The 23,850-nt window shown below is 62.6% G+C and carries 22 protein-coding genes; 8 read left to right on the forward strand and 14 right to left on the reverse strand.

Going from position 1 to position 23,850, the window contains the following annotated elements; all coding sequences use genetic code 11:
• Positions 1–16: 16 nt before the first annotated feature.
• Together BT179_RS24280 and BT179_RS24285 are read right to left on the reverse strand one after the other, a co-directional pair.
• A complete protein-coding gene (locus BT179_RS24280) occupies positions 17–883 on the reverse strand; it encodes a helix-turn-helix transcriptional regulator (RefSeq protein WP_072398816.1) in 867 nt (288 codons plus the stop codon).
• 32 nt (positions 884–915) lie between these two features.
• Positions 916–1,689: an acyl-homoserine-lactone synthase gene (locus BT179_RS24285; RefSeq protein WP_072432098.1), complete on the reverse strand. Its 774-nt coding sequence runs from the start codon at positions 1,687–1,689 to the stop codon at positions 916–918.
• 591 nt (positions 1,690–2,280) lie between these two features.
• Here BT179_RS24285 and BT179_RS24290 point away from each other — a divergent pair.
• Positions 2,281–2,880, forward strand: a complete 600-nt coding sequence (locus BT179_RS24290) for a LysE family translocator (protein ID WP_072398824.1) — start codon at positions 2,281–2,283, stop codon at positions 2,878–2,880.
• 75 nt (positions 2,881–2,955) lie between these two features.
• Here the strand turns inward: BT179_RS24290 and BT179_RS24295 are convergent, their stop codons facing one another.
• Entirely contained in the window at positions 2,956–3,681 is a 726-nt protein-coding gene (locus tag BT179_RS24295; protein ID WP_072432097.1) for a helix-turn-helix transcriptional regulator, read from the reverse strand.
• A gap of 383 nt (positions 3,682–4,064) precedes the next feature.
• Positions 4,065–6,719 (reverse strand): excinuclease ABC subunit UvrA, encoded by a 2,655-nt coding sequence (locus BT179_RS24300; protein WP_072432096.1) that lies wholly within the window; start codon positions 6,717–6,719, stop codon positions 4,065–4,067.
• Positions 6,720–6,912: 193 nt separating this feature from the next.
• Here BT179_RS24300 and BT179_RS24305 point away from each other — a divergent pair, with 193 nt between their 5' ends.
• From BT179_RS24305 to BT179_RS24335, 7 genes are all read left to right on the forward strand, one after another.
• On the forward strand, positions 6,913–8,397 hold the full coding sequence (locus tag BT179_RS24305) for a hypothetical protein (protein WP_072432095.1): 1,485 nt from the start codon (positions 6,913–6,915) through the stop codon (positions 8,395–8,397).
• A 144-nt stretch (positions 8,398–8,541) separates the two neighbouring features.
• Positions 8,542–10,701: a transcriptional regulator NosR gene (gene nosR, locus BT179_RS24310; RefSeq protein WP_072432101.1), complete on the forward strand. Its 2,160-nt coding sequence runs from the start codon at positions 8,542–8,544 to the stop codon at positions 10,699–10,701.
• Between the two features lie 54 nt (positions 10,702–10,755).
• Positions 10,756–12,675: a TAT-dependent nitrous-oxide reductase gene (gene nosZ, locus BT179_RS24315; protein ID WP_072432094.1), complete on the forward strand. Its 1,920-nt coding sequence runs from the start codon at positions 10,756–10,758 to the stop codon at positions 12,673–12,675.
• 28 nt (positions 12,676–12,703) lie between these two features.
• Positions 12,704–14,023 carry a nitrous oxide reductase family maturation protein NosD gene (locus tag BT179_RS24320; protein WP_072398810.1) on the forward strand — a complete coding sequence of 440 codons (1,320 nt, stop codon included), beginning with the start codon at positions 12,704–12,706 and terminating at the stop codon, positions 14,021–14,023.
• The gene (locus BT179_RS24325) at positions 14,020–14,937 is read left to right on the forward strand and encodes an ABC transporter ATP-binding protein (RefSeq protein ID WP_072432093.1); all 918 of its coding nucleotides are present in this window, start codon (positions 14,020–14,022) and stop codon (positions 14,935–14,937) included. Before BT179_RS24320 ends, BT179_RS24325 begins: the two co-directional genes overlap by 4 nt.
• A complete protein-coding gene (locus BT179_RS24330; protein WP_072432092.1) occupies positions 14,934–15,764 on the forward strand; it encodes an ABC transporter permease in 831 nt (276 codons plus the stop codon). Before BT179_RS24325 ends, BT179_RS24330 begins: the two co-directional genes overlap by 4 nt.
• Before the next feature lie 29 nt (positions 15,765–15,793).
• On the forward strand, positions 15,794–16,321 hold the full coding sequence (locus tag BT179_RS24335; RefSeq protein WP_072432091.1) for a nitrous oxide reductase accessory protein NosL: 528 nt from the start codon (positions 15,794–15,796) through the stop codon (positions 16,319–16,321).
• A gap of 121 nt (positions 16,322–16,442) precedes the next feature.
• Here the strand turns inward: BT179_RS24335 and BT179_RS24340 are convergent, their stop codons facing one another.
• The 10 genes from BT179_RS24340 to BT179_RS24385 form a co-directional block, all read right to left on the reverse strand.
• On the reverse strand, positions 16,443–17,939 hold the full coding sequence (locus BT179_RS24340) for a nitrite reductase (RefSeq protein WP_072398806.1): 1,497 nt from the start codon (positions 17,937–17,939) through the stop codon (positions 16,443–16,445).
• Complete coding sequence (cobA, locus tag BT179_RS24345) at positions 17,936–18,775, reverse strand: uroporphyrinogen-III C-methyltransferase (RefSeq protein ID WP_072398805.1); 840 nt, start codon at positions 18,773–18,775, stop codon at positions 17,936–17,938. Before cobA ends, BT179_RS24340 begins: the two co-directional genes overlap by 4 nt.
• 37 nt (positions 18,776–18,812) lie before the next feature.
• On the reverse strand, positions 18,813–19,994 hold the full coding sequence (gene nirJ / locus BT179_RS24350; RefSeq protein ID WP_072398804.1) for a heme d1 biosynthesis radical SAM protein NirJ: 1,182 nt from the start codon (positions 19,992–19,994) through the stop codon (positions 18,813–18,815).
• Between the two features lie 41 nt (positions 19,995–20,035).
• Positions 20,036–20,563, reverse strand: a complete 528-nt coding sequence (locus BT179_RS24355) for a siroheme decarboxylase subunit beta (protein WP_072432090.1) — start codon at positions 20,561–20,563, stop codon at positions 20,036–20,038.
• Positions 20,538–20,981, reverse strand: coding sequence for an Lrp/AsnC family transcriptional regulator (locus tag BT179_RS24360; protein WP_072398802.1), 444 nt, complete (start codon positions 20,979–20,981; stop codon positions 20,538–20,540). The genes BT179_RS24355 and BT179_RS24360 overlap by 26 nt, the downstream gene beginning before the upstream one ends.
• Entirely contained in the window at positions 20,974–21,486 is a 513-nt protein-coding gene (locus BT179_RS24365) for a siroheme decarboxylase subunit beta (RefSeq protein ID WP_072398801.1), read from the reverse strand. Before BT179_RS24365 ends, BT179_RS24360 begins: the two co-directional genes overlap by 8 nt.
• Positions 21,479–21,940, reverse strand: a complete 462-nt coding sequence (locus BT179_RS24370; protein ID WP_072398800.1) for an Lrp/AsnC family transcriptional regulator — start codon at positions 21,938–21,940, stop codon at positions 21,479–21,481. The genes BT179_RS24365 and BT179_RS24370 overlap by 8 nt, the downstream gene beginning before the upstream one ends.
• Before the next feature lie 2 nt (positions 21,941–21,942).
• The gene (locus BT179_RS24375; RefSeq protein WP_072398799.1) at positions 21,943–23,121 is read right to left on the reverse strand and encodes a cytochrome D1 domain-containing protein; all 1,179 of its coding nucleotides are present in this window, start codon (positions 23,119–23,121) and stop codon (positions 21,943–21,945) included.
• On the reverse strand, positions 23,118–23,420 hold the full coding sequence (locus BT179_RS24380) for a c-type cytochrome (RefSeq protein WP_231991136.1): 303 nt from the start codon (positions 23,418–23,420) through the stop codon (positions 23,118–23,120). The genes BT179_RS24375 and BT179_RS24380 overlap by 4 nt, the downstream gene beginning before the upstream one ends.
• Before the next feature lie 107 nt (positions 23,421–23,527).
• Positions 23,528–23,836: a c-type cytochrome gene (locus tag BT179_RS24385; RefSeq protein ID WP_072432089.1), complete on the reverse strand. Its 309-nt coding sequence runs from the start codon at positions 23,834–23,836 to the stop codon at positions 23,528–23,530.
• Positions 23,837–23,850: the final 14 nt, after the last annotated feature.

Genomic DNA, 23,850 nt, shown 5'->3' on the forward strand with positions numbered 1-23,850 from the left:
CATTGGGGGGAGAGGTTCAGACGGCCTGGCGAATGGGCGGAGCGCCGTTCCATTCAGTGCCCGATGGCGTAGCGTCCATCGAGTGCATCCAGCGAATGAGGGAGCGACGACCACCAATGCCCATCTTGATGGCTGCACGCTTCAGATAGCTTTCGACGGTATTGACCTTGAGGTTGAGTTGCTCGGCAAGTTCGGGCGCCGTGCGTCCCGCCAGCAGACCCACGCACACTTCGGTTTCACGCGACGACAGGCTCAAGCCGGACAGTTGCAGTCGATCGGCGAATCGCTGGCGCAACGCTTCCATCCCACCGTTCTCCGGGCCGTCCAGCGACAGGTTGGTGTCCTGCCGATGAGGTTCCGATGGCACCAGGGCGGCAACATGCTCTTCTACCATGGGCATCAACAGGCAGGAAAAGTCTTTCAGAAGGGCATGTTCCTGGGCGGTAAAGCCCTTGGAAAAAGGTGACCGATACACGGACAGGACATAACGGTGGCCATTTTTCCGTGTGGTCAGATGCAGTTGGGTCGTTGTGTTGTGGCCGGGTGCCTTGCCCGAGAGTTCACGCTTGAGCAGACATCGGGAAAAATTGGGGACCTTCTGTGCGGGCGCGTCTTCGAAGAGGATATCGTCGGCGAGGAAAAAAGGCTTGCTTGTATGGGTGTCCACTACAGTGTCGACACAGGTATTGTCCATGCCGACGAAACCAATGCTTGAAGTGCTGTGTTCAGCGATATTACTTGTGCCTATCCTTTGCTCGGTAATATGTGTTGCGTCGACCGGGATTTCCGTGAGTATCAGGTCGTGCAACATACGAGGGAAGTGGCGGCTGCCGGTACTGGCAATGACTTTGCCAACATGCGGAAATAGTCTTTGCAGGTTCATCCTTTCTCCAATTTCATACCAGAAGTTTGATTTTATAGATGCAGCTCAGTGTGCATGTGTATTTTTGCTGGAATGTTTCGGCCACGGCGCATTTGGCCGATATCAATGGATTTATGGAGTGTGTCTGACGAACGGTTCGTCATAAGGAAAGGGTCGTAAACGCTCGCTTCGGCAATGGTGTTTTTTCTGAGAACTCCCTCATAAGTTTCGATGGAACATGGCAACGTGCCGTAGATGATCGTCTCGCCCTTCGAGCCCAGTGCCGTGTTGTGTCGTTCGATATTCCATCCGGAACGCTTGAGAATTTTCGCCATCGAAGTGTCGACGACAACTTCATAGGCTTCGATATCTTGATGTTGGGCAAACTTCAGCATGGTCAGGAAGAGTGCCGCGGTGCGAATGTCCACACTGGCCTGGGTCAATTCGCAGGTAATGGATCTGTCAGCGAAAAGTGCAAAGCGGGTGGCTTCCCATAAATATGTTGAGCGACGTCCGGACTTTTGGATTGGAAGAATGAAACTCAAGGGGCCGGTCATGAGTGTCGGTTTGCTGGAAGGGCGAAGTCGAACACAACCGGTGACCTGCTGGTGCTGGATTGAATATATGTAAACTGCATCAGCGTCATCGTATTCATCCCATTCGTAATTGCTGCCTCGATAGCTTTCTATATCCCACTTCTTTCTGTCGATAAAGGCAGACTTGCGAATGGCCAGTATTTGTCCCAGGGTTTTGCTCGGAATACTCGAGTAGCTTGCGATACGAGTAGATATACCGAAAAAACGAAAGGTGGCCGGGGCGTAGTTCATGAATGAGGTTTCGTGGTTGTGGGTGGAGCTACTGTTAACTTTGCACTAGGGCATTTCAACTGTCCTAAAGTACAGTGCGTGGATTTATAGAGTGGATAGTCTAATTAGTTGCCAGATTGGTGATGTGGCAGTATTCCGGGACAAACTGAGTCGCTGCGCGAATTAGTATCGTCGTTAGTCCAAGAAAGTACAGGGAGGGAGTAGCATGCGAAGGGTCTTGACTTTAGTCCGCCAACTCAACATGAACGCCATTGGCGAGGAGGATTTCTTGACGATTACGCGACGGATTGGCTAAGTCGCTGATAGTATGTGGGCCGGAAAATTGACGCTCCAACAGTGCCTGGGTTGGCCTGCAATAAAAAGGTAATAAGGCTATGGGAGCGTAGTTTGGGAGACAACAAATGGGTAAAAGCCCACGCTGATAAGTCATACGTTTGAAAGTTTCAGGGCGGCAGTGGGCAAATCTAGTGTAATTGCTCTATGCTGGAAAATTGGTCTGATGTCATACAACCAAAATATTGATTTGTATGATCGGGCCTGTCCGAACCCGAAGAAAATGAGCCATTCTGGCTCCCTGGCATGGATGACCTTATGTCTTATATCGCGCTTTCGTTGATGACAGTCCTGTTGGTTCCTGGACCGACGAACTCTCTGTTGTTGCAAACTGGCATCAACAGGGGCTTGAACGCCCGCTCCATGAGGTTCGTTGTAGCGGAATGGCTGGCTTATATTGTTCAGATGACGATGTGGGGAGTGTTTATCGATCTTCTGATCACGGATCATTCCTGGGTGGTCATTGCCACCAAGATCTTCGCTGTCTGTTTCCTGTTCTATATCTCCCTGAAGTTGTGGTTTTCGGTAAAGGATCATTTACCTGGTACTTCGGCGGGCATCAGTGTGCCGGATCTCTTCGTGGCAACGTTGACCAACCCCAAGGGCTTGTTCTTTGTGTCTTTCGTTGCGCCGGCGGGAACATTCCTGTCCGTGAGCCACTACTTGTCTTTCATGTCATTGTTCACGGCCATTATCTTTCCGGTCGGGCTGACCTGGATAGCCATTGGAGCGTTCTGTGGAAGGAAACTGCATGCCATCGTTTCCGGCAAGTTCTTGAGTCGGGCTATCTCATTGGTTATCGGTTTGTTCGCCTGTGGCATGCTCTTCAATATCGCATCGCAGGTGGGATTCGCCTGAATGGATTATGACCAGGCGCTGGCGTCGGACTTGGCAAAAGGCCGCCGCCAGGTTAGGGCAGGATAGGGGCGGGATTCAAACGAGGTTGAGTTGAACTGCCTTGATCATGGCTTGCTTGACGTTGACACAATCCATCTTCTCGGTCATCTGCTTGGCATGAAACTTCACCGTTCGCTCGGTGATGCTCATGATCAGACCTATTTCCTTGTAGTTCTTGCCTAATGAAAGCCAGCGCAAGAACTCGATCTCCCGAGGGGACAGCTTCAAGTTGCTTTCCATGGGGGCTTCCATGGGGCGATATTGGTTGGCGATTATACTGAGCGCCTTGATGATGAATAGATTGGATCGGACGATGATGGGGAAGTCCGGATCGTTCTCTTCGGAAGACAAGTGAAGTGAGCCGAATGCCCGTCCGGGCTCATGGATCGGTACGGTGAATCCCTGCTTGATGCCGTAGGACGCAGACTGGTCGAAGATTTCCGGGTTGTCGATCTCCTCGGGAATTTCATTCCAGAAGAAGGGCGTCGCCGTGACGGCGGTATTGATCATGACCGGATCGGTCTTATAAAGGGCGTTCTTGCGATAGGTTTCAACCCATTCGGCTGGGTAGTTGCTATGGATCGAGATCTTGGAGCTGTTGAACGGTGTCGGTTCCACATGGACATAAGCGAATTTATCGATCCCCAGTTTGGAAAAAATCCAGCCCAGTACTGCGGTGTACTCTTCTTCGCTGGCGCCCGAGATGTTGTTTTCCACCTCTTGGATCAGATTGAAAAGATGGCTTGAAATAGGCTTGAGCATAATGAACGAGCTCGAAAACTGATGTAAGACTTGACGCAGCCAGGCGCTATACCTTTAGAGTCGCCAAATGGAAGTTGCAAGGATGCCGCGGGGCCGACATCAACAACAGGATCTGCCTGCTATCGGCAACGGTAATGTGGAGGGAGGTGGACTGGGCGAGGCTTCGCCGTGATTCACGGGGCGCTGCTGGGGAAGATGCTGCTGTTCTGTAACCCTATGGAATGTTTTTCTTGAACATGGGGCCGACATCATTTGCCTCCTGGCCTGTACAGCCTCACATCCATCAGCAAGTGAGGCCGTCGTTAAACTACTCGTACTGAAACGATTAACTGAAAGACAGTATAGACAGGTTTCCCGGGACGGCCAGCCAGATTAAAAAAGCTTTAATATTCAGCCGCTAACGCGCTCTTGAGGAATGGCGCCGTACGACTTTCCGGACATTGGGCCACCTCGGCCGGCGCTCCGCACACCACGACTTGCCCGCCCTGGGTTCCGGCGCCCGGACCGATGTCGATGACCCAGTCGCTCTGGGCCACGACCCGCATGTCATGTTCCACCACGACCACGCTATGGCCGTCATCCACCAGGCGATTCAACTGCACCAGCAACCTGTCCACGTCCTGTGGGTGCAGCCCGTTGGTGGGTTCATCCAGCACATACAGGGTGGCCCCTCGGGCCTTTCGCTGCAGCTCTGTCGCCAGCTTGATGCGTTGCGCCTCGCCGCCGGACAGTTCGGTGGCGGGTTGGCCCAGGCGCAGATAACCCAGTCCGATATCCTGCAGCACTTGCAGCGAGCGCCGTGCCGACGCCTGTCCGGAAAAGACTTCGAGCGCCTGATTGACGGTCAGTTGCAGGACCTGCGCGATGTCCAGGCCTTGCCAGCGTACCGCCAGCGTCTGCCGGTTGTAGCGGGCACCGTGGCAGGTCGGGCAGGGGGCGTACACGCTGGGCATGAACAGCAGTTCGACACTGACGAAGCCTTCCCCTTCGCAGGTTTCGCAGCGTCCCTTGGCCACATTGAAGGAGAACCGTCCGGCGTCGAACCCCAGTTCACGGGCCTGTTCGGTCCCGGCGAACAATTTGCGCACGTGATCGAACAGGCCGGTGTAGGTGGCGAGGTTGGAGCGCGGCGTGCGGCCGATGGGCTTCTGGTCCACCCGGACCAGGCGCTTGATCGCATCGAGGCCCGCACTGACATGCCCGCCACTGGTTTGCTCGGGTTCGTCTTCCAGGCTTCGTTCGTCGGGCTCGGCGTCCTGGCCGGGTTGGCCCAGGTGAGCGCCGACCAGGTCCAGCAACGCCTGGCTGACGAGGCTGGATTTGCCCGAACCGGAGATGCCGGTCACGGCGGTGAAACAGCCGAGGGGGAAGGCCGCGCTCAGGTTGTCGAGGTTATTGCGGGTGATGCCTTCCAGGCGCAGCCAGTCGCTGGGTGTCCGCGGGGCGTGCGCAGCCTGGGACCGCTCGGCGAAGAGGTAAGTGCGGGTGCGTGATTGCGGCTCCTGGCGAAGGCCGGCGGGCGGGCCGCTGTAGAGGATCCGGCCGCCTTGTTCGCCGGCATCCGGCCCGACATCGACGAGCCAGTCGGCGCGACGCATGGTCCCCAGGTCGTGTTCGACCACGAATACCGAGTTGCCGGCGGCCTTGAGCCGCTGCAGCGCGTCGAACAGGGCTTCGCTGTCGGCCGGATGCAGGCCGGCTGACGGTTCGTCCAGCACGTAGATGACCCCGAACAGCTGAGAGTTGAGTTGGGTCGCCAGGCGCAAGCGCTGCAGCTCGCCGGAAGAGAGCGTCGGGGTGCTGCGCTCCAGGGCCAGGTAACCCAGGCCAAGGTCGATCAGGGTGCCGATGCGCTCCAGCAGTTCGGCAGCGATGCGTTGGGCGGCCAGGCGCTTTTCCAGGGACAGGTTGGGCGTGTGGCGCGCATCCGGCCCTCCTGAGTGCGGATTGTCACCTCGGGCGGCGCGTTGCTCGCGCGCCTCCCGGGTTTGCCGGTGGGTGAGGACTTCGCCCGGTTCTTCGGCCTGCTCCAGATAATCGGGTGCGGTGACGCGCCTGAACACCTCGGCCAGCTCCAGCAACGGCAGGTGCGACAGCTCGGCGATGTCCAGGCCGGCGAATGTCACGCCCAGCGCCTGGCGCTTGAGACGCTTGCCTTCGCACACGGGACAATGGCTGGCGCGCATGTATTGCGCCACGCGCTTGCGCATCTGAGCGCTCTGGGAGTGCATGAAGGTATGCAGCAGGTAACGTCGGGCGCCGCTGAACGTACCCTGGTAGCTGGGTTCGAGCTTGCGCTTGAGGGCGGCACGGGTCTGGGCAGGCGTCAATCCGGCGTACACCGGGACGGTGGGGGTTTCTTCCGTGAAGAGTATCCAGTCGCGCTGTTCCTGGGGCAGGTCACGCCAGGGAACGTCGACGTCGTAGCCCAGGGTAACCAGGATGTCCCGCAGGTTCTGGCCTTGCCAGGCCATGGGCCAGGCGGCCACGGCCCGCTCGCGGATGGTCAGCGAGGGGTCCGGCACCATGGAGTCTTCGGTCACTTCATAGACCCGCCCCAAGCCATGGCATTGCGCACAGGCACCCTGGGGCGTGTTGGGGGAAAAATCCTCGGCGTAGAGCATGGGCTGATCGGCCGGATAGCTGCCGGCCCGGGAGTAGAGCATGCGGATCAGGCTCGACAGGGTGGTGACACTGCCCACCGAAGAGCGCGCGCTGGGGCTGCCCCGTTGTTGCTGCAAGGCCACCGCCGGCGGCAGGCCGTCGATGCTGTCCACGTCGGGCACGCCCACCTGGTCGATCAGGCGCCGCGCGTAGGGCGCGACGGACTCGAAATAGCGACGCTGGGCTTCGGCGTAGAGCGTGGAAAAGGCCAACGACGACTTGCCTGACCCCGACACGCCGGTAAAGACCACCAGGGCATCGCGGGGGATATCGACGTCGACATTCTGGAGGTTGTGTTCGCGGGCGCCACGCACCCGGACGAAACCGGTGGATGGCGATGAAAAGGCGTGCGCTGGGCCGGAGCGTGGGGGCATGAGGGGTCCTTGTCGTGATGTGCGCACCTTAACGCGTCGGCGCTGCTCGACGAAACTGCTGCGCCGAATGAATGCAACCCGGCTCACAGATGAACGATGCGACCGGCTCCAGCCGTTTTAGTGCAATAAGAATTTACTCCGGATGAAAGAGATGAGAAAAGCTTCTCAGTTTCCCCATGGATATGGATCCTTCATGCCTCGATCGAAATTCTTCACTACGCTCTTTGTCGCGCTGATTGTCGGCGCTGGCCTGTGGTACATGTGGATGATCACCAGCGCCAAGCTGGAGTGGGGCGGCACCAGCCCCGGCCAGCAACAGCTGGGCGCCGTAGCGGATACCCGGCACCGGGCCGCCTCCCAGTACTGCACAGGCGTGGTGGCGACCCCCCAGGGCACCTGGCTGGTCGCCCGCCTGAACGGGGATGCCGGGCAGGTCGAGGCCTCCGCCGATGTGGTGGACCTCGATGCGCTGGTGCGCGGCAAGTCCAATGACGAGCCTGAGCCGGTGGGCTCCGGTGCCTTCGCCTACCTGCTTTCCGGCAGGGAAAAAGAGACCTCTTTCATTTCGCGCCTGGACGCCCAGGGACAATTCCAGTTGGTCGCCCACGTAAGCGCCGCCGCCTGCCTGGTTGCCAGTCCCGATGGCGCCAGCGTCTTGCTGCTCACCGGCCTCGACCGGCCGGAGGCCGGATCCGGCGACAGCGTCGGCCAGACCGTGGTCTTTCGCAGCGACGATCAGGGCAAGCGCTGGACCTGGCTGGAGCAAGGCTGGTTTCCCAAGGCCGATCAAGTGGCCTGGAATCTGAAACCGTACTTCCATGGCACGGATGAAGTCTGGGCCTGGGGCACCCCCAGCGGCGTCGACAACGAGAGTGGCGAAGATGTGCCAGGCGCCATTTCAACCGGTGTCTACTATTCCGCCGATCGCGGCGACCACAGTACGCCGGTCATGGCGGCCGAATCGCTGCTGGTCACCAGCGAATATGTTCGGGTCAAGCGTCCGGATGTCTTGCAGTGGCATACCGATGCCGGCACCTATGGCGACATCCGCACCCATGTGATCCAGCTGGACCCGCAACGCGCGTTCATCTGGGTTTCCCAACGCTTCTGGGGCAGCAATCCCGAGGGCGAGGGCGCCCACATCGCCTTCAACGTCACGACACGGGCTCGATTGCAGCGCAGCACCGGTCAATGGCAGGTCGTGGATACCCAGCGCGACGACAAGCTGTTCATCGCGGCCTTGGCTCAGAACGCCGACGGGCGGGTGGCCGGCCTGGTGGACCAGGAGGAATCCGGACGACACGTGATCGCCGAGCTGGATACCGCGACGCTGGCCTGGCGTCCCCTGGGCGAGCTGCCCAGCGTGTTCGCCCCCCTGGCGTCGCAGAGCCGGCTGCGCGAGGGGCATTTCTATCTGGGGCAGAACAGCCTGCTGGTCAATGTCACCAGCGAGCACCGGCCACCGCGCTGGCTCTATTGGTGGTCGGATGCGAGCATTTGCGCCGATGGGGTGTTCTATTCCCGGGACTGGGGCCGTTCCTGGCAGCGTCTCGCCATCGGCGGCTACCTGGGCATCCTGGGTTTCCAACCGACGCAGGATCGTGTGATCTGGGCCAAGGGCAACTGGTACGACAATAACGATCAAGGCATCTACTCCTACAGTCTTGCGCAGGACTGAACGTCTGCGTCGGGGCGAGAGGTACCAGCCTCTCGCCCCGTGATGCCCGCCAGGCAAATTTTTTCAAGTTGATTTCAATCAAGGGCGCCGGATAGAGCGGCTCCTACCATGATCGCCACGATCCTGTCTCAAGCCCTGGCGCTCATGACCCGTTCCTTTGCGTTCTCGCACCTCATCCGCTTCTGGCTCAACGCATTCTTCATTCTGCTGGCCCTGTGCGCGGGCCTCGCCCAGGCCAGGGATTACGGCGAAATCCAGCGACAGCGTATCCACCATGTCCTGGGCCGGACCGATTCGGTCTCCGAGCCCCAGGGGCCCTTCAAGGTGCGCACGCTCTCGACGGCCGGCAAGGTATCGGGCTATGTGTTCCAGAGCCTGGATGTGGTGGACATTCCCGCCTACTCGGGCAAGCCGATCAACGTGCAGGTGATTCTCGACCCCGCCGGTGTGATCCTGGATGCCTATGTGCTGGAGCACCATGAGCCGATCCTGCTGATCGGTATCGCCGAGGAGAAACTCCACGGATTCAGTGCCCGCTACAGCGGTGTCAAGGTCAATCAGCGGGTCGTGGTAGGGCATTCCAGCGACCCGGATGCGGTGACGGTGGACGCCATCGCCGGAGCCACCGTGACGGCGATGGTGGTCAACGAAGTCATCATGCGTGCCGCCCATGACGTCGCGGTGTCCCTGGGCCTGGTCAAGGGCGATGCAGGCCTGGCCGTGGCGCCGGCGCGAGTGCGCGAGGACGTCTACGAGCCCGCCGACTGGAAGACCCTGGCCGGCAATGGAGCGGTGCGTCGGCTGCACCTGACCCGCGAACAGGTCGACGCTTCCTTCAAGGGGACCGCCGCCGAAAAGGTCGAAGCCGCCAGTGCCGAGCAGGCGGGCGACACCTTCATCGATCTGTACGTCACTCACCTGAACCCGCCCACCATCGGCCGCAACCTGCTGGGCGAGGCGCAGTACCGCGCGCTGATGAGCGAGCTCAAGCCTGGCGAGCAGGCCATTGCCGTAATGGGCAGCGGACGGTATTCCTTCAAGGGCTCGGGTTATGTGCGCGGTGGGATCTTCGATCGGGTGCTGTTGCGCCAGTTCGGCGACACCATCAGTTTTCGCGACATGGACTTCCAGCGCCTGGATGATGTGGCTGCCGAGGGCATGCCCGAGTTCGATGAAATGGCGATCTTTATCATCCGTGCCTCCCACCGTTTCGATCCCGGTTCGCCCTGGAGCCTGGAGCTGCTGGTGCGCCGCCAGACCGGGCCGGTCAGTGGACTCTTCAGCAGTTTCGAGCTGGCCTATCGATTGCCCGAGGCGTACCTGGAAAGGCCCTTGCCCACGGCCGCGCAACTGGCAGCGGCCGAAGAAGCCAGCCGCCCCCTGTGGCTGACCCTCTGGTACCGCAAGAGCGTGGAAATCGTCGTGCTGGCGGTGGCCTTGCTGGTGCTCACGATCATCCTGTTCTTCCAGGACCCGCTGGCCCGCCGGCCCAGGCTTTTGCATTGGGTTCGTCGGGGTTACCTGGTCTTGACCGTGGTATTTCTCGGCGGCTATGCCTTGGCGCAATTGTCAGTGGTCAATGTGCTGACCTTCGTTCATGCATTGTTCGAAGGTTTCCGCTGGGAGCTGTTCCTTACCGATCCGCTGATCTTCATCCTGTGGGTGTTCACCGCAGCCAGCCTCCTGCTGTGGGGGCGCGGGGTGTTCTGTGGCTGGCTATGTCCGTTCGGCGCGCTGCAGGAACTGATCAACGAGCTGGCGCGCCGGTTCAGGGTGCCCCAGTACGAGCTGCCTTTCGCCGTGCATGAACGGTTGTGGGCCATCAAGTACATCATCCTGCTGGTGCTGTTCGGCGTTTCGCTGGAGTCCATGGCGACCGCCGAACGCCTGGCGGAGGTCGAACCCTTCAAGACCGCCGTCACCCTCAGGTTCGACCGCCAATGGTGGTTCGTGGCCTATGCCGCAGGCTGGCTGTTGATCAACCTTTTTACCCGCAAGGTCTATTGCCGCTACATCTGTCCGCTGGGGGCCGCCCTGGCCATGCCGACCCGCCTGCGTCTGTTCGACTGGCTCAAGCGCCGCAAGGAGTGCGGCAATCCCTGCCAACTGTGCGCCAAGGAATGCGAGATCCAGGCGATTCATCCCGACGGTCGGATCAACGCCAACGAATGCCATTACTGCCTCGACTGCCAGATGACCTGGCACAACGAAAACAAATGCCCGCCGCTGATCAACAAGCGCAAGAAGCGTGGCAAGGCGAGCGCGGCCGATCCGCAGCTGATTCCCGTGGTGCAGGCGCCCTGAGGCACCCCGATGGCCTGTTTCCCTGACCGTTTCATTCTTCACGGAGCACACAGCATGAGCGATAAGAAAACCGACAATCCTGACGTGGCGCAAGAGCCCCGGGGCGTCAGCCGCCGCAGTTTCCTGGGTACCGGCGCCGTCACCGGAGCGGTACTGGCCGGCGCAACGGCGCTGGGCGCGGGGACATTCACCCGTGAATCCTGGGCCGCTGCGGCCAAGGAGGCCAAGTCCAGGATCCATGTGGCCCCCGGCGAGCTGGACGAGTACTACGGGTTCTGGAGCGGCGGCCACCAGGGCGAGGTGAGGGTGCTGGGGGTGCCGTCGATGCGCGAACTGATGCGTATCCCGGTCTTCAACGTCGACTCGGCCACCGGGTGGGGGCTGACCAACGAAAGCAAGCGCGTGCTGGGGGACAGCGCCAGGTTCCAGAACGGCGATTGCCACCACCCGCACATCTCCATGACGAACGGCAAATACGACGGCAAATACCTGTTCATCAACGACAAGGCCAACTCCCGGGTGGCGCGTATCCGCCTGGACATCATGAAGTGCGACAAGATGCTTACGGTGCCCAACGTGCAAGCCATCCATGGCCTGCGCCTGCAGAAGGTGCCGTACACCAAGTACGTGTTCGCCAACGGCGAGTTCGTGATTCCGCACCCCAATGACGGCCATACCTTCGACTTGCAGGACAAGAACAGTTTCACGATGTTCAACGCCATCGACGCCGAGAAGATGGAAATGGCGTTCCAGGTGATCGTCGACGGCAACCTGGACAACACCGATGCCGACTACACCGGCAAATATGCCGCGAGCACCTGCTACAACTCCGAGAAGGCCTATGACCTGGGCGGCATGATGCGCAACGAGCGCGACTGGGTGGTGGTGTACAACATCCCGCGTATCGAGGCGGCGATCAAGGCCGGCAGGTTCATGACCCTGGACGGTTCCAAGGTGCCGGTGGTCGATGGGCGCCGGGTCAATGGCAAGGATTGCGAATTCACCCGCTACATCCCGGTGCCGAAGAATCCCCACGGCTGCAATACTTCCCCCGACGGCAAATACTTCATCGCCAACGGCAAGCTATCGCCCACGGTCTCGATGATTGCCATCGACCGCCTGGACGATCTGTTCGCCGACCGCCTCAAGGATCCTCGCGACGTGATCGTCGCCGAGCCGGAACTGGGCCTGGGGCCACTGCACACCACCTTCGACGGACGCGGCAACGCCTATACCACCTTGTTCATCGACAGCCAGGTGGTGAAATGGAACATGGATGAGGCCATCCGCGCCTACAAGGGCGAGCAGGTCAACTACATCAAGCAGAAGCTGGATGTGCAGTACCAGCCTGGCCATAACCATGCGTCCTTGACCGAATCCAGCGATGCCGACGGCAAATGGCTGGTGGTGCTGTGCAAGTTCTCCAAGGACCGTTTCCTGCCCACCGGTCCGCTGCACCCCGAGAATGACCAGTTGATCGACATTTCCGGGGAGGAAATGAAGCTGGTGCACGATGGCCCCACCTTCGCCGAGCCCCATGACTGCATCCTCGCCCGGCGCGACCAGATCAAGACCCAGAAGATCTGGAACCGCAATGACCCGTTCTTCGCCGACACCGTGGCGCTGGCCAAGAAAGACGGGATCAACCTGGAGACCGATAACAAGGTCATCCGTGACGGCAACAAGGTGCGGGTCTACATGACCTCCATGGCACCGGCCTATGGCGTGACGGAGTTCACCGTCAAGCAAGGCAACGAGGTGACCGTGACGATCACCAACATCGACCAGATCGAGGACGTCTCCCACGGCTTTGTCATGACCAACCACGGCGCGAGCATGGAGATCAGCCCGCAACAGACTTCGTCCATCACCTTCATCGCCGACAAGCCTGGCCTGCACTGGTACTACTGCAGCTGGTTCTGCCACGCCCTGCACATGGAGATGGTCGGACGCATGCTGGTGGAAAAGGCCTGAGTCGGCCCATCGAAAGGAGACAGGTGCAATGACCTGGAACACGCGGCCACCCGCGGGCCATGCTCGCCAACCGGTCATTGCGCTGGTGCTCTGCCTGCTGTCTGGCGGCGCGCTCGCCGCGCCGCAACCCATCACGAATCTGCCCTTGCAGGCCGAGGGCGAGCGCCAATGGCGCCTGCCTGCCGGGCAATACACCGGCTCGTTCAGCATTGATCAGCCGATGACCCTCACTTGTGCGCCGGGGGCGGTATTCCAGGGGCAGGGGGAGGGCAACGGGCTGATCATCCGGGCCCCGGACGTCCAGGTCCAGGGCTGTACGTTCCTGGATTGGGGCCATGACCTGACCGCCATGAACGCCGCCGTGTTCGTCCAGCCGGTCGCCAGGGGGGCCGTGGTGCGCTTGAGCCGCATGCAGGGCCAGGGTTTCGGCATCTGGGTCGATGGCGCGCGGGACGTCAGCCTGATCGACAACGTCATCCAGGGCGATCCGAGCCTGCGTTCCCAGGACCGAGGCAATGGCATCCATCTGTATGCCGTGCAGGGCGCCCGGGTCATTGGCAACCAGGTGCGGCAGGCCCGCGACGGCATCTACATCGATACCTCCAGCGACAACCTGCTCCAGGGCAATACCCTGGAGGACCTGCGCTACGGTGTGCATTACATGTTCGCCAACGATAACCGCCTGCTGGGCAATACCACCCGGCGTACCCGCACCGGGTATGCCCTGATGCAAAGTCGCAAGCTGACGGTCATCGGCAACCGTTCCGAGCAGGACCAGAACTACGGGATCCTGATGAACTACATCACCTATTCGACCCTGCGGGACAACTTCGTCACCGACGTACGCGACGGCTCCACCGGCGACACCATGATCACCGGCGCCGAGGGCAAGGGGCTGTTCATCTACAACTCATTGTTCAACCGTATCGAAGGCAATCACTTCGAGCGCAGCGCCCTGGGCATACACCTTACCGCCGGCTCGGAAGACAACCGCATCGCCGGCAATGTCTTTGCCGGCAATCGCCGTCAGGTCAAGTACGTCGCCACGCGCTTGCAGGAGTGGTCGGCGGACGGACGCGGCAATTACTGGAGCGACTACCTTGGCTGGGATCGCAATGGCGACGGCCTGGGCGACGTGGCCTATGAGCCCAACGACAACGTCGATCGCCTGTTGTGGCGCTACCCCCAGGTACGGCTGTTGATGAACAGTCCGGGCGTCGAGCTGTTGCGCTGGGTGCAGCGAGCCTTCCCGGTAATGAAATCCCCTGGGGTGACGGACAGCCATCCGTTGATGGCGGCACCGGTCTTCGCCCCGCAACGCAACACTGCTTCGGAGGACGCGCCTTGAACGTCGTCGAGATCGAGGGCGTCAGCCAGCGTTATGGCGACGCCACCGTATTGCATGGATTGGACCTGGACCTGGCCCAGGGCGAGGTGCTTGGTCTGTTCGGCCATAACGGCGCGGGCAAGACCACCACCATGAAACTGGTCCTGGGCCTGCTGCGGGCCAGTGAAGGACAGGTGCGGGTATTCGGCCGGGCACCGAGCGATCCCAGCGTGCGACAGATGCTCGGTTATCTGCCGGAGAACGTGATGTTCTACCCGCAGTTGAGCGGCCTGGAAACCTTGCGCCATTTCGCCCGGCTCAAGGGCGCCGCGCCAGGGCAGGTCGAGCGCCTGCTGGAGGAGGTGGGGCTGAGCCAGGCCTCGCGGCGCAAGGTGCGGACCTACTCCAAAGGCATGCGGCAACGCCTCGGCCTGGCCCAGGCCTTGCTCGGCCGACCGCGGCTGTTGCTGCTGGACGAGCCGACCGTGGGCCTGGACCCCATCGCGACCCAGGACCTCTACCAGTTGCTCGATCGCCTGCGCTGGCAGGGCACCAGCATCATCCTCTGTTCCCACGTCCTGCCCGGCGTCGAGGCGCATATCAATCGCGCGGCGATCCTGACCCGAGGGCGCCTGCTGGCCCTGGGCAGCCTGGCGCGGCTGCGGGAGGAGGCGCGGCTGCCGACCCTGATCCGGGCTTCGGGCCTGGCCCGTGCCAGCCAGTTGCAACAGCATTGGCGCAGCGAGGGGCATGTCACCCAGGGCTGGGGAGCCGAAGGCTTGCAGGTGGCCGCGCCCGACGGCAGCAAGCTGGCGTTGCTGCGTCAGTTGCTGGCGCAACACAACCCGACGGATGTCGAGATCAAGCCGCCGTCCCTCGAGGACTTGTACCGCCATTACATGAACGGCGCGGCAGCCGGGGAGGTGCGTCCATGAACCCGATCTGGAACATGGCCCGCAAGGAGTTCAGCGATGGCCTGCGTAACCGCTGGCTGCTGGCGATCAGTCTGTTGTTCGCCGTGCTGGCGATCGGCATCGCCTGGTTGGGCGCCGCGGCGTCCGGCCAGTTGGGCTTCACCTCGGTACCGGCCACCGTGGCCAGCCTGGCCAGCCTGGCGACCTTCCTGATGCCCTTGATCGCCTTGCTGCTGGCCTATGACGCCATCGTCGGCGAGGACGAGAGCGGGACCTTGCTGCTGTTGCTGACCTACCCGCTGAGCCGTGGACAGTTGCTGCTGGGCAAGTTTGTCGGCCATGGCCTGATCCTGAGCCTGGCGACGCTGATCGGCTTCGGTTGCGCAACGCTCGCCATCGCCTTGCTGGTCGACGACGTCGAGCTGGGCCTGCTGCTCTGGGCCTTTGGCCGTTTCATGTTGTCGAGTTCGCTGCTGGGCTGGGTCTTCTTGGGATTGGCCTATGTGCTGAGCAGTCTTTCGACACAAAAGTCCACCGCCGCCGGCCTCGCGCTGGGGGTGTGGTTTTTCTTCGTGCTGGTGTTCGACCTGGTACTGCTGGCGCTGCTGGTACTGAGTGAGGGCCGCTTCAGTCCGGACCTGCTGCCCTGGCTGTTGCTGTTCAACCCTACCGATGTGTACCGGCTGATCAACCTGTCGGGGTTCGACGCCGTCTCCAGCGGTGCGTCGGTCATGACCCTGGGCAGCGACTTGCCGGTGTCGGGGCCGGTGCTCTGGCTTTGCCTCGGGGTGTGGATGGCGGTGCCGTTAGGGTTGGCCTATCGGCTGTTCGAGCGCCGGTGCCCTTGAATTGTGATTGATGAATGGAGCATGCAACGATGAACAAGGTGTCCTACAAGGCGAGCCGCCTCCTGGCCGGGATAGTGGTGTGCCTGGCGCTGGCGGGGTGTGAAAAGGCTGCGGCGCCATCGTCCAGCGAGGCGACCCTGGCGTTTCACCCCGGTGACGAGTGCCATGTGTGCGGCATGGTCATCACGGACTTCCCCGGGCCCAAGGGGGCCGCGGTGGGGGCGGGCGGCGTGAAGAAATTTTGCTCGCCGGCGGAGATGCTCGGCTGGTGGCTGCAGCCGGAGAACCATCGGGCCGACGTCAAGCTGTACGTCCACGACATGGGCCGCGGCCATTGGGATGCCCCGGACGATGCCCACCTGATCGATGCGCGTACCGCCTGGTTCGTCGTCGGCACCGGCCTCAAGGGCGCCATGGGCGTGGTGCTGGCCTCCTTCTCAGATGCCCAGGCAGCCCGGAAACTCGCCAGTGAGACTGGCGGCCGTGTCCTGCGCCTGGAAGACATCGACCAGGAGCTGCTCGGGCAGGCCTCGGCCATGTCTTCCATGAGCCATTGACCGAGCCCTTCGTGTCGGCTGAGCTGTCGCCATCGTGGGCAGGTAAGCGCACGAGGGATCCGTATCGGCAATGATGCAAATGACCACCCCGGGGAAGGCTCGCGCTGCGGGGTGGTGTGTTTCAGTGGGACGTGCCCTCGGCGAATTCGATCTTGTTGCCGACGTTGTACTTGCCCGAAGGCTTGTTCATGGGCAGGCGCTTGATTTCCTGCAGTGTCTGGCTGTCATAGACGATCAGCGCGCCATCGGTGTCCCAGATGCTCAGCAGCAGGTAGCGGCCGTCGCGGGTGAATTCGACATGGGCGGCGGTCTTGCCGGGCATGGGGCGCAGGGTATGGGCGATTTCCAGGGTCTGCTTGTCGATCAGGTGGATGGCATCGTTGCCCGGGGCGAAGAACACGTCGGTCCAGGCGTAGCGGGAATTGGCGTGGCTGCGCAGGAAGAATCCCGGCCCCAGGGTGGGGATCTGCTTGATGACTTTCCAGGTGCTCAAATCGATGACCGAGACCAGCCCCTTGCTGATGTTGGGCGTGGCAAACACCCAGTGCCCATCGCGTTGCCAATAGGTTCCCGAACCCAGGTGCGGCATGCCCGGCAAGGCAATGTCGGTCACGACCCGGCCATTGTCGAGGTCGACCACCTGTCCCCCCTGGGCCTTGCGTGAAGTGGCGAGCAACTGGCGATAGTCGGGGGAGAAAGAGAAGTCGTCGAGGTGGTCCTGGACCTCGATGCGCCGCGGCACGAAGTCCGGATTCGGGCCGGTGGGCAATTCCCAGACTTCCTTCGCATCCTTCAGGGCAACGATGAAGCTGTCTCGCGGCGGAGCGGTATAGACCGCGCTGACCCGGGAAGCCTGGCCACGGCTGTCGACGGTCTCGATGGTCTTGACCAATGACAGGTCCCGGGCATCCAGCACGGCAAGGCTGCCGGGCAGGTAGTTGCCCACCAGCACCCAGCGCCCGTCCTTGCTGACCGCCAGGTTGCGGGTATTGAGACCGACCCGCACCTCGGCGATCAGCTTGAGATTGTGCAGGTCGTACAGGCTGACCCAGCCGTCCCGGGACGCCAGGTAGACGAAGCGCCCATCGGGCGAGAACTTCGGCCCGCCATGCACCGCGAAATGCGAGGCGAAGCGGGCCAGCACTTCGAAGCGGTCCCCATCGACGATATCGACATGGTGGTCACCGGCTTCCACCACCACGAACAGGTTCAGCGGGTCGGCCTGGTGCTGGGGCTTGTCGGGCAGGCTGGCGACATCCGCCAGCAGGCGGTGGCTGTGGCGGATGTCGTCCTCGCTCCAGCTTGGCTCGACGGCGGGCGGCCGCTGCAGGTAATGGGTCAGGCCATCGATCCGGGCGGCGTCCAGTACTGTACCGAACCCTGCCATCTGGCTGGCCGGCCGGCCCTTTTCGATGACCTGGCGAATCTCGGCGGGTTTGATCCGGCCCAGGCTCTGGGGTAACAGCGCAGGCCCGGCACCGCCGATGCGATTGACCCCATGGCACTGCTGGCAGTACTGCTGGTAGGTGCGCTCGGCCAGTTCCAGGTCCGGGACGTTGGCATCGCTGCCATGGGCCGTGCCCACCCACAGCAGGGGGGCCAGCCACCAGCGGATCATGGCGCCACCTTCGAGACCGGGAACAGGGATTGCACAGGATGCAGGCACGCCGGATGCTGCAGCGGCTGGTGGGCGAACAAGCCGACCACCCGACCGATCACCGTCAGGGTCGGCAGGCCCTCGCAACACTGCGCGGCCATGTCCGGCAAATGCGCGAGGGTGCCGCGATGCACTCGCTGGTCGGGGCGTGTGCCGTTGCTGATCAAGGCCGCCGGGGTGTCGGCCGCCAGGCCTGCCGCCATCAGCCGCGTGGCGATGGTGCCCAGGTTCGACAAGCCCATGTAGAACACCAGGGTCTGGCTGTCGTCCGCCAGGCTCTGCCAGGGCAGCTCAAGATCACCTTCGCGTTGCAGGTGGCCAGTGATGAAGCGGCAGGAATTCACCAGGTCGCGGTGGGTCAGGGGAATGCCGGCGTAGGCGCTGCAACCGGCAGCGGCGGTGATCCCCGGTACCACCTGGCAATCGATGCCGCGGGCCAGCAGGTATTCCAGTTCTTCGGCGCCGCGCCCGAAGATGAATGGATCGCCGCCCTTGAGCCGGACCACCCGCTGTCCCTGTCCGGCCAGGTCGGCCAGCAGCGTGTTGATCTGTGCCTGGGGCAGGCTGTGGCAACCGGCGGCTTTGCCAACGTAGTGCCGGGCGCATGTCAGCGGAACCAGGCCCAGCAGCTGCGGGCTGATCAAGCGGTCGTAGACCACTGCGTCGGCCTGCTGCAACAGGCTCCAGGCACGCAGCGTCAGCAGGCCGGGGTCACCGGGGCCGGCGCCGACCAGGGCGACTTCCCCCGGTCTGAAGGGCGATTGCAGGGCAGCGGGCAAAACGATGGGGGCAGGCATGGGATTTCCTTGGTTCGGTAGCAGATTCGCCATTGGCTCAGCGCGCGGGGGACAGGGAGACATTGGCAATCGCCTGCAGGCCGATTTCTTCGTCCAGCAGATGACACCCGGGGTCCTGGCCCCACAGGTCACCCTCGGCCCAGGCCCGGGTGCGCGTATTGCCGTTGCAGATGGCCAGCCAGCGGCAGTGGCCGCAGCGGCCGCCCACGGTCCGTGGGTGCTCGCGCAGTTTCAGCAGAAGGGGGTCGGGGCGCTCGTACCAGAGGGTGCGAAACGGCGTACGGCGCACGTTGCCCACCGAGTGCTGCCACCAGTAGGTATCGGGATGAACCTCGCCGGTATTGTCGATATTGGCGATGCCGCAGCCCGAGGCATTGCCGCCCCAGGCTCGCAGCATCTGCTCCAGTGCGTCGGCATGCCGGGGCAGGCGTCGGGCGACCCATTGCAGCAGCAGGATCGCATCGGCGTCGTTGTTGCCGCTGACGAAATCGCTGTCGCGGCCCTGTTCGATGTCGTCCCAGGCCTGTTCGAAGATCAATCCCATGGCCTCGCGGCTCATCTGTTGGTGGGCATCGAGCGTGCGGCTGCGCTTGCCCCGGCCGCTGTAGTTGAGGTGTGACAGGTAGAACTTCTGTACGTCGTATTCCCTCATCAAGCCCAGCAGTTGGGGAAGCTGTGGGTGGTTCTGCCGGGTGAGGGTGGTCCGCAGTCCCACTCGGATACCTTGCTCGCGGCAGAGCCGGATGGCCGCCATGGAGCGGGCGAAGCTGCCCTTGAGCTGGCGGAATTCATCGTGGGTCGCTTCCAGGCCATCGATGCTGATGCCGACGTAATCGAACTGCGCCGCGCCAATTCGCTCGATGTTGTCCGCAGTGATCAGGGTGCCGTTGGTGGACAGCGCGAGAAACAATCCCCGATCCCGGGCATGCCGGCTGAGCTGGAACAGGTCTTCGCGCAGCAGGGGTTCGCCACCGGAAAGAATCAGCACGCGGACCCCGGCGTCATGCAGGTCATCGATGACCTTGAGGGCCGCGGCGGTATCCAGCTCGTCGCGAAACACGCTGTCGGCGGAGGTGGCGTAGCAATGCTTGCAGGTCAGGTTGCAACGCCGCAGCAGGTTCCAGATCACCACCGGTGGCCGGACGCTGCCCGGTGGCGAGGTGCGCGGGGCAGGGCATTGCCCGGCCAGGGCCCGCAGATAATGGCTGATCCTCAACATAAAGCGCTCCTTCGTCGCGCAGGCACTCTTTCATACAACGCCTAGGGGGAGGGCAGGCGCAGGCCGGTTTTCTTCAGGATGCGGCTGCTCACCAGCATGTCGTCGGCGGCGCAGGCCTCGCCCAGCAGATACCGCAAATGTTCGCGGTAGCGGTCGATCTCTTCGCGGCTGCGGCCATGCACCATGGCGAACAGGTTGTAGCGCCAGCCGGGCTGGCGCGGACGGCGGTAGCAGTGGCTGACGAAGGGCTGCGCGCCCAACAGGGCACCGAGGCGCGGGACGTCGGCATCGGCCACGTCCCAGACCGTCATGCCGTTGTGGCGGTAGCCCAGGCGGTAGTGATTGGGAACGGCGGCGATGCGACGGATGGCGCCTTCGGCCTGCAGGCACTTGAGCAGGTCGAGGGTCGCTTCCACGCTCAGCCCCAGCTGTTCGGCCAGCCACCCCCAGGGGTCGTCCACCAGCGGCAGGCCGGCCTGGGTCAGTTCCACCAACCGCCGTACCGAAGTCGCTGGCGCCGCAGGCGGCGTGGACAGCAACGAATCACACGGGGAAATACAGGCCGACATGGTATGTCTCCTCCTTGGGCAGGTTCAGCGGTACCAGGCCTGTCAGGCGCTCGATGCGCAGCAGGGTGTCGGTGATCGCCTGTTCGCTGGAGCAGGCGAGTACGAACCACATGTTCCAGGCGTGCTCGCGACGGTAGTTGTGGGCCACCTCGGGCATGCCGTTGAGCAGCTCGGCGATGGTGTCGAAGCGCGGCTCGGGCACCGCCAGGGCGGCCAGGGTGAACGCCCCGCCCAGTCGATCGATGTCGAACATCGGGCCGAAACGGGTGAGCACGCCGTCATTGAGCAGCTCATGCAATCGGTCGAGCAGTTCGGTACTGCTGCTACCCAGTTCATGGGCCAATGCCTGCCAGGGCTGACGTACCAGCGGCAGGCCCAGTTGCAGGCGGTTGATCAGGCGTCGATCCAGGTCATCCATCGAGACGCGCTCCGGCAGGAGGGGCGTATCGCCCGCCGCACTGCTTGAACAGATGGGAGCTGAACAGCAATTCATGGGGCAGGTCGTCCAGCAGGTGCTGTTCGAGCAGGGCCTTGACCTGTGCCTGTACGCGGTCACGCTGGCGTCCATGGATCATGCAGAACAGGTTGTATTGCCACTGGGGCAGGCGTCGCGGACGCTGGTAGCAGAGGCTGATTCCCGGGGCCTGGCCAAGGCGGCGACCCACTTCGTCCACCAGGGCATCCGGTACGTCCAGTACCAGCATGGCGTTGGCGGCGAAGCCCAGGGCACGATGGTTGACCACCAGGCCGACCCGCCGGAACAACCCCTCTTGATGCCATTGCCGCATCTGTTCGAGGACCTGTTCTTCGCGGGCTTCGATCTGCCCGGCCAGCGCCTGGAAAGGGCGCGGGGTCAGGGGCAGTCCCGTTTCCAGGAGACGGCGCAGGGCCAGGGATTGTCGTTCGCTCAACGCGTTATTCATCAGCAGCCTCCAGGGCGAAGCCCAGGTCGATGCGGTAGGCGGTCAGCATGGGCAGGTCCAACGGCGTGAGGCCGGTGTCTCTTTCCAGCTCCAGGAGAATGTTGTCCAGGTGGGCGCGGTCGGGGCCGGTGAGCACGAACCACAGGTTGTAGCGGTGTTCCCTGGCGTAGTTGTGATTGACCTCCGGGTAATGGCTGACGCGGGCCGCCACCTGATGCAGGCGGTCCACGGGCACCGCCAGGGCTGCCAGGGTGCTGGCGCCGGCCCGGGTGTGCTCGAACACCGGGCCGATCCTCGACAGGGTGCCGGCCAGTTGCAGGTGTTGCAGGCAGTCGAGCACCTGGGCTTGCGTACAACCCAAGGCCTCGGCCATGGCCTGGTAAGGCTGCGGGCACAACGGCATGCCATGCTGAAAACGGTCGATCAGGCGACGGGAGAGCGAGGCGGTGTTCATGCTCAGTACCCCGGCTTGTGGGCGCGGCTGCTGAAGAAAATCCCGCTGGGGCTCTGGGCGGGCAGGGTGGCCAGTCGCTCGAGCCGGTACGGATCCCACACCTGCACCTCGCCGCCGTCCCGGACAGACAACCACATCTGGTCGCCCCTCGCGGTGAATTCCATGTGCAGCACCGCAGGTCCCGGCTTCAGGTCGGCGACGATGGCGTGGGTCTGGGTGTCGATGACCTGGACGCGGTCGTTATCCGGGTAGGCGAAGTTGACCCACAGCTGCCGGCCATCCGGGCGTGCCGTGACAAACACCGGCTGGCCGGCCACGGCGATGGCATCGACCGGCTGCCAGCGCCGAGCGTCCATCACCAGCACCTGGTGATGACCGACGGCGGGCACGAAGGCGTGTCGGTCGGCCATGGCCCAACCTTCCAGATGAGGCATCTTGTACACCGGGAGCCTGGCCTGGCCGCGCCCGTAGTGTCCGAGTACACGTTTCACGCCGCGTTCGGGGTGCCACAGGTCGAGTTGGGCCATGCCGTCCTCGCCGAACAGTCCGGCCATGTAATAGCGACCGTCCGGGGTGATCAGCGCGTCATAGGGTTGCTGGCCGATGCCTGTGAAACGTTCGATTCGTGGCGTTGGGCCCTGGCTGAAATCGGCGCTCCAGATTTCCCCGGTGTCGAACAGGCTGAAGACGAAGCGTTGCCCCGGTGCATCCACCAGGCCCACCACCCGGGAGCGCTTCTGCCTGTCAGGCAGCGGTGTGGCGGGAATGTCGGCGACCTGCTCCAGGGTCCGGGCATCGAACACCTTGACGCCCCCGGGCTCGTAGTTGGAGACGGCGATCAGCTTGCCGTCCTGGCTGATCGCCCCGCCGATGCTGTTACCGCCCTGGATGATGCGGCGATCGATACGTGCGCTGAGCAGGTCGACCTTGCTCAAGCCGCCATCGCGGCCGAACACGTAGGCATAACGCTGGTCCCGGGAAAACACCACCGAGGCATGTGACAGATCGCCCAGCCCTTCGACACGAGCGAGGGCGGTATGGGTGTCGCTCTCGATGATCTGCAGGCTGCCGGTGGCGCGCTCCACCACCACCCCCAGGTCACCTGTGCCGCGCAGCGGCGTCTGGGCGCAAGCCGACAGCAGCATGGCGATGGCCGTGAAGGACAGGAGAGAACGGATCATGAGGCGGGTTTTCCTTGAAGGAGCCGGTCCACCAGCCAGCGGATATCGTCGGGAGCGAGCAGTGCCGCCCAACCGGGCATGGCGCTGCCGGGGCGGCCGAAGGTGACGGTGGCGATGAGGCTGTCGCGGGATTTACCGGCCAGGGCTTCATGGGTCAGGGGAGGGCCGAGGCCGCCGGTCAGGTACAGGCCGTGGCAGGCGCCACAGTCCTGGTCCAGCAGGTGTTGCAATTGAGCCTGGCGCTGGTGGTCGGGAGCGGCCAGCACGCAGGAAGAGAAAGCGAAGAGGAGGGTGGTCATCGAGATTGCAGTGCTGTGTCGTTCCATGACGCCTCCTGAATTGAAATCGTGCGCGCTCCTGTGACGAGGGGATAAATCCCTCGCCACAGGGATGGACTCCTTGAGCGTTATTTAAGAGTCAAGACCCACGCCGCGAGGATCTTGGCTTCCTCTTCGGTCACGGGGTTGGCCGGCATTGGCATCGGGCCCCAGTTTCCCTGGGTCCCTTCCTTGATGTGCTTGGCCAGTACCTCCTGTGCCCCGGCGACGCCGGCATTCTTCGCCGCCACCTCCTTGAGCGCCGGGCCCACCACCTTGGTGTCGATGGAGTGGCAGGCGGCGCAGGGCTTGCTCTTGAACAGCGTCGGGCCGTCTTGCGCCGACGCCGGCAGGCCGTAGGCGGCAGTCAAGGCCAACGCAATCAGAATAGGCTTCATGGTTTTTCCTCTTA

It is taken from the genome of Pseudomonas sp. NFACC43, from assembly GCF_900119645.1.
Taxonomy (GTDB): Bacteria; Pseudomonadota; Gammaproteobacteria; order Pseudomonadales; family Pseudomonadaceae; genus Aquipseudomonas.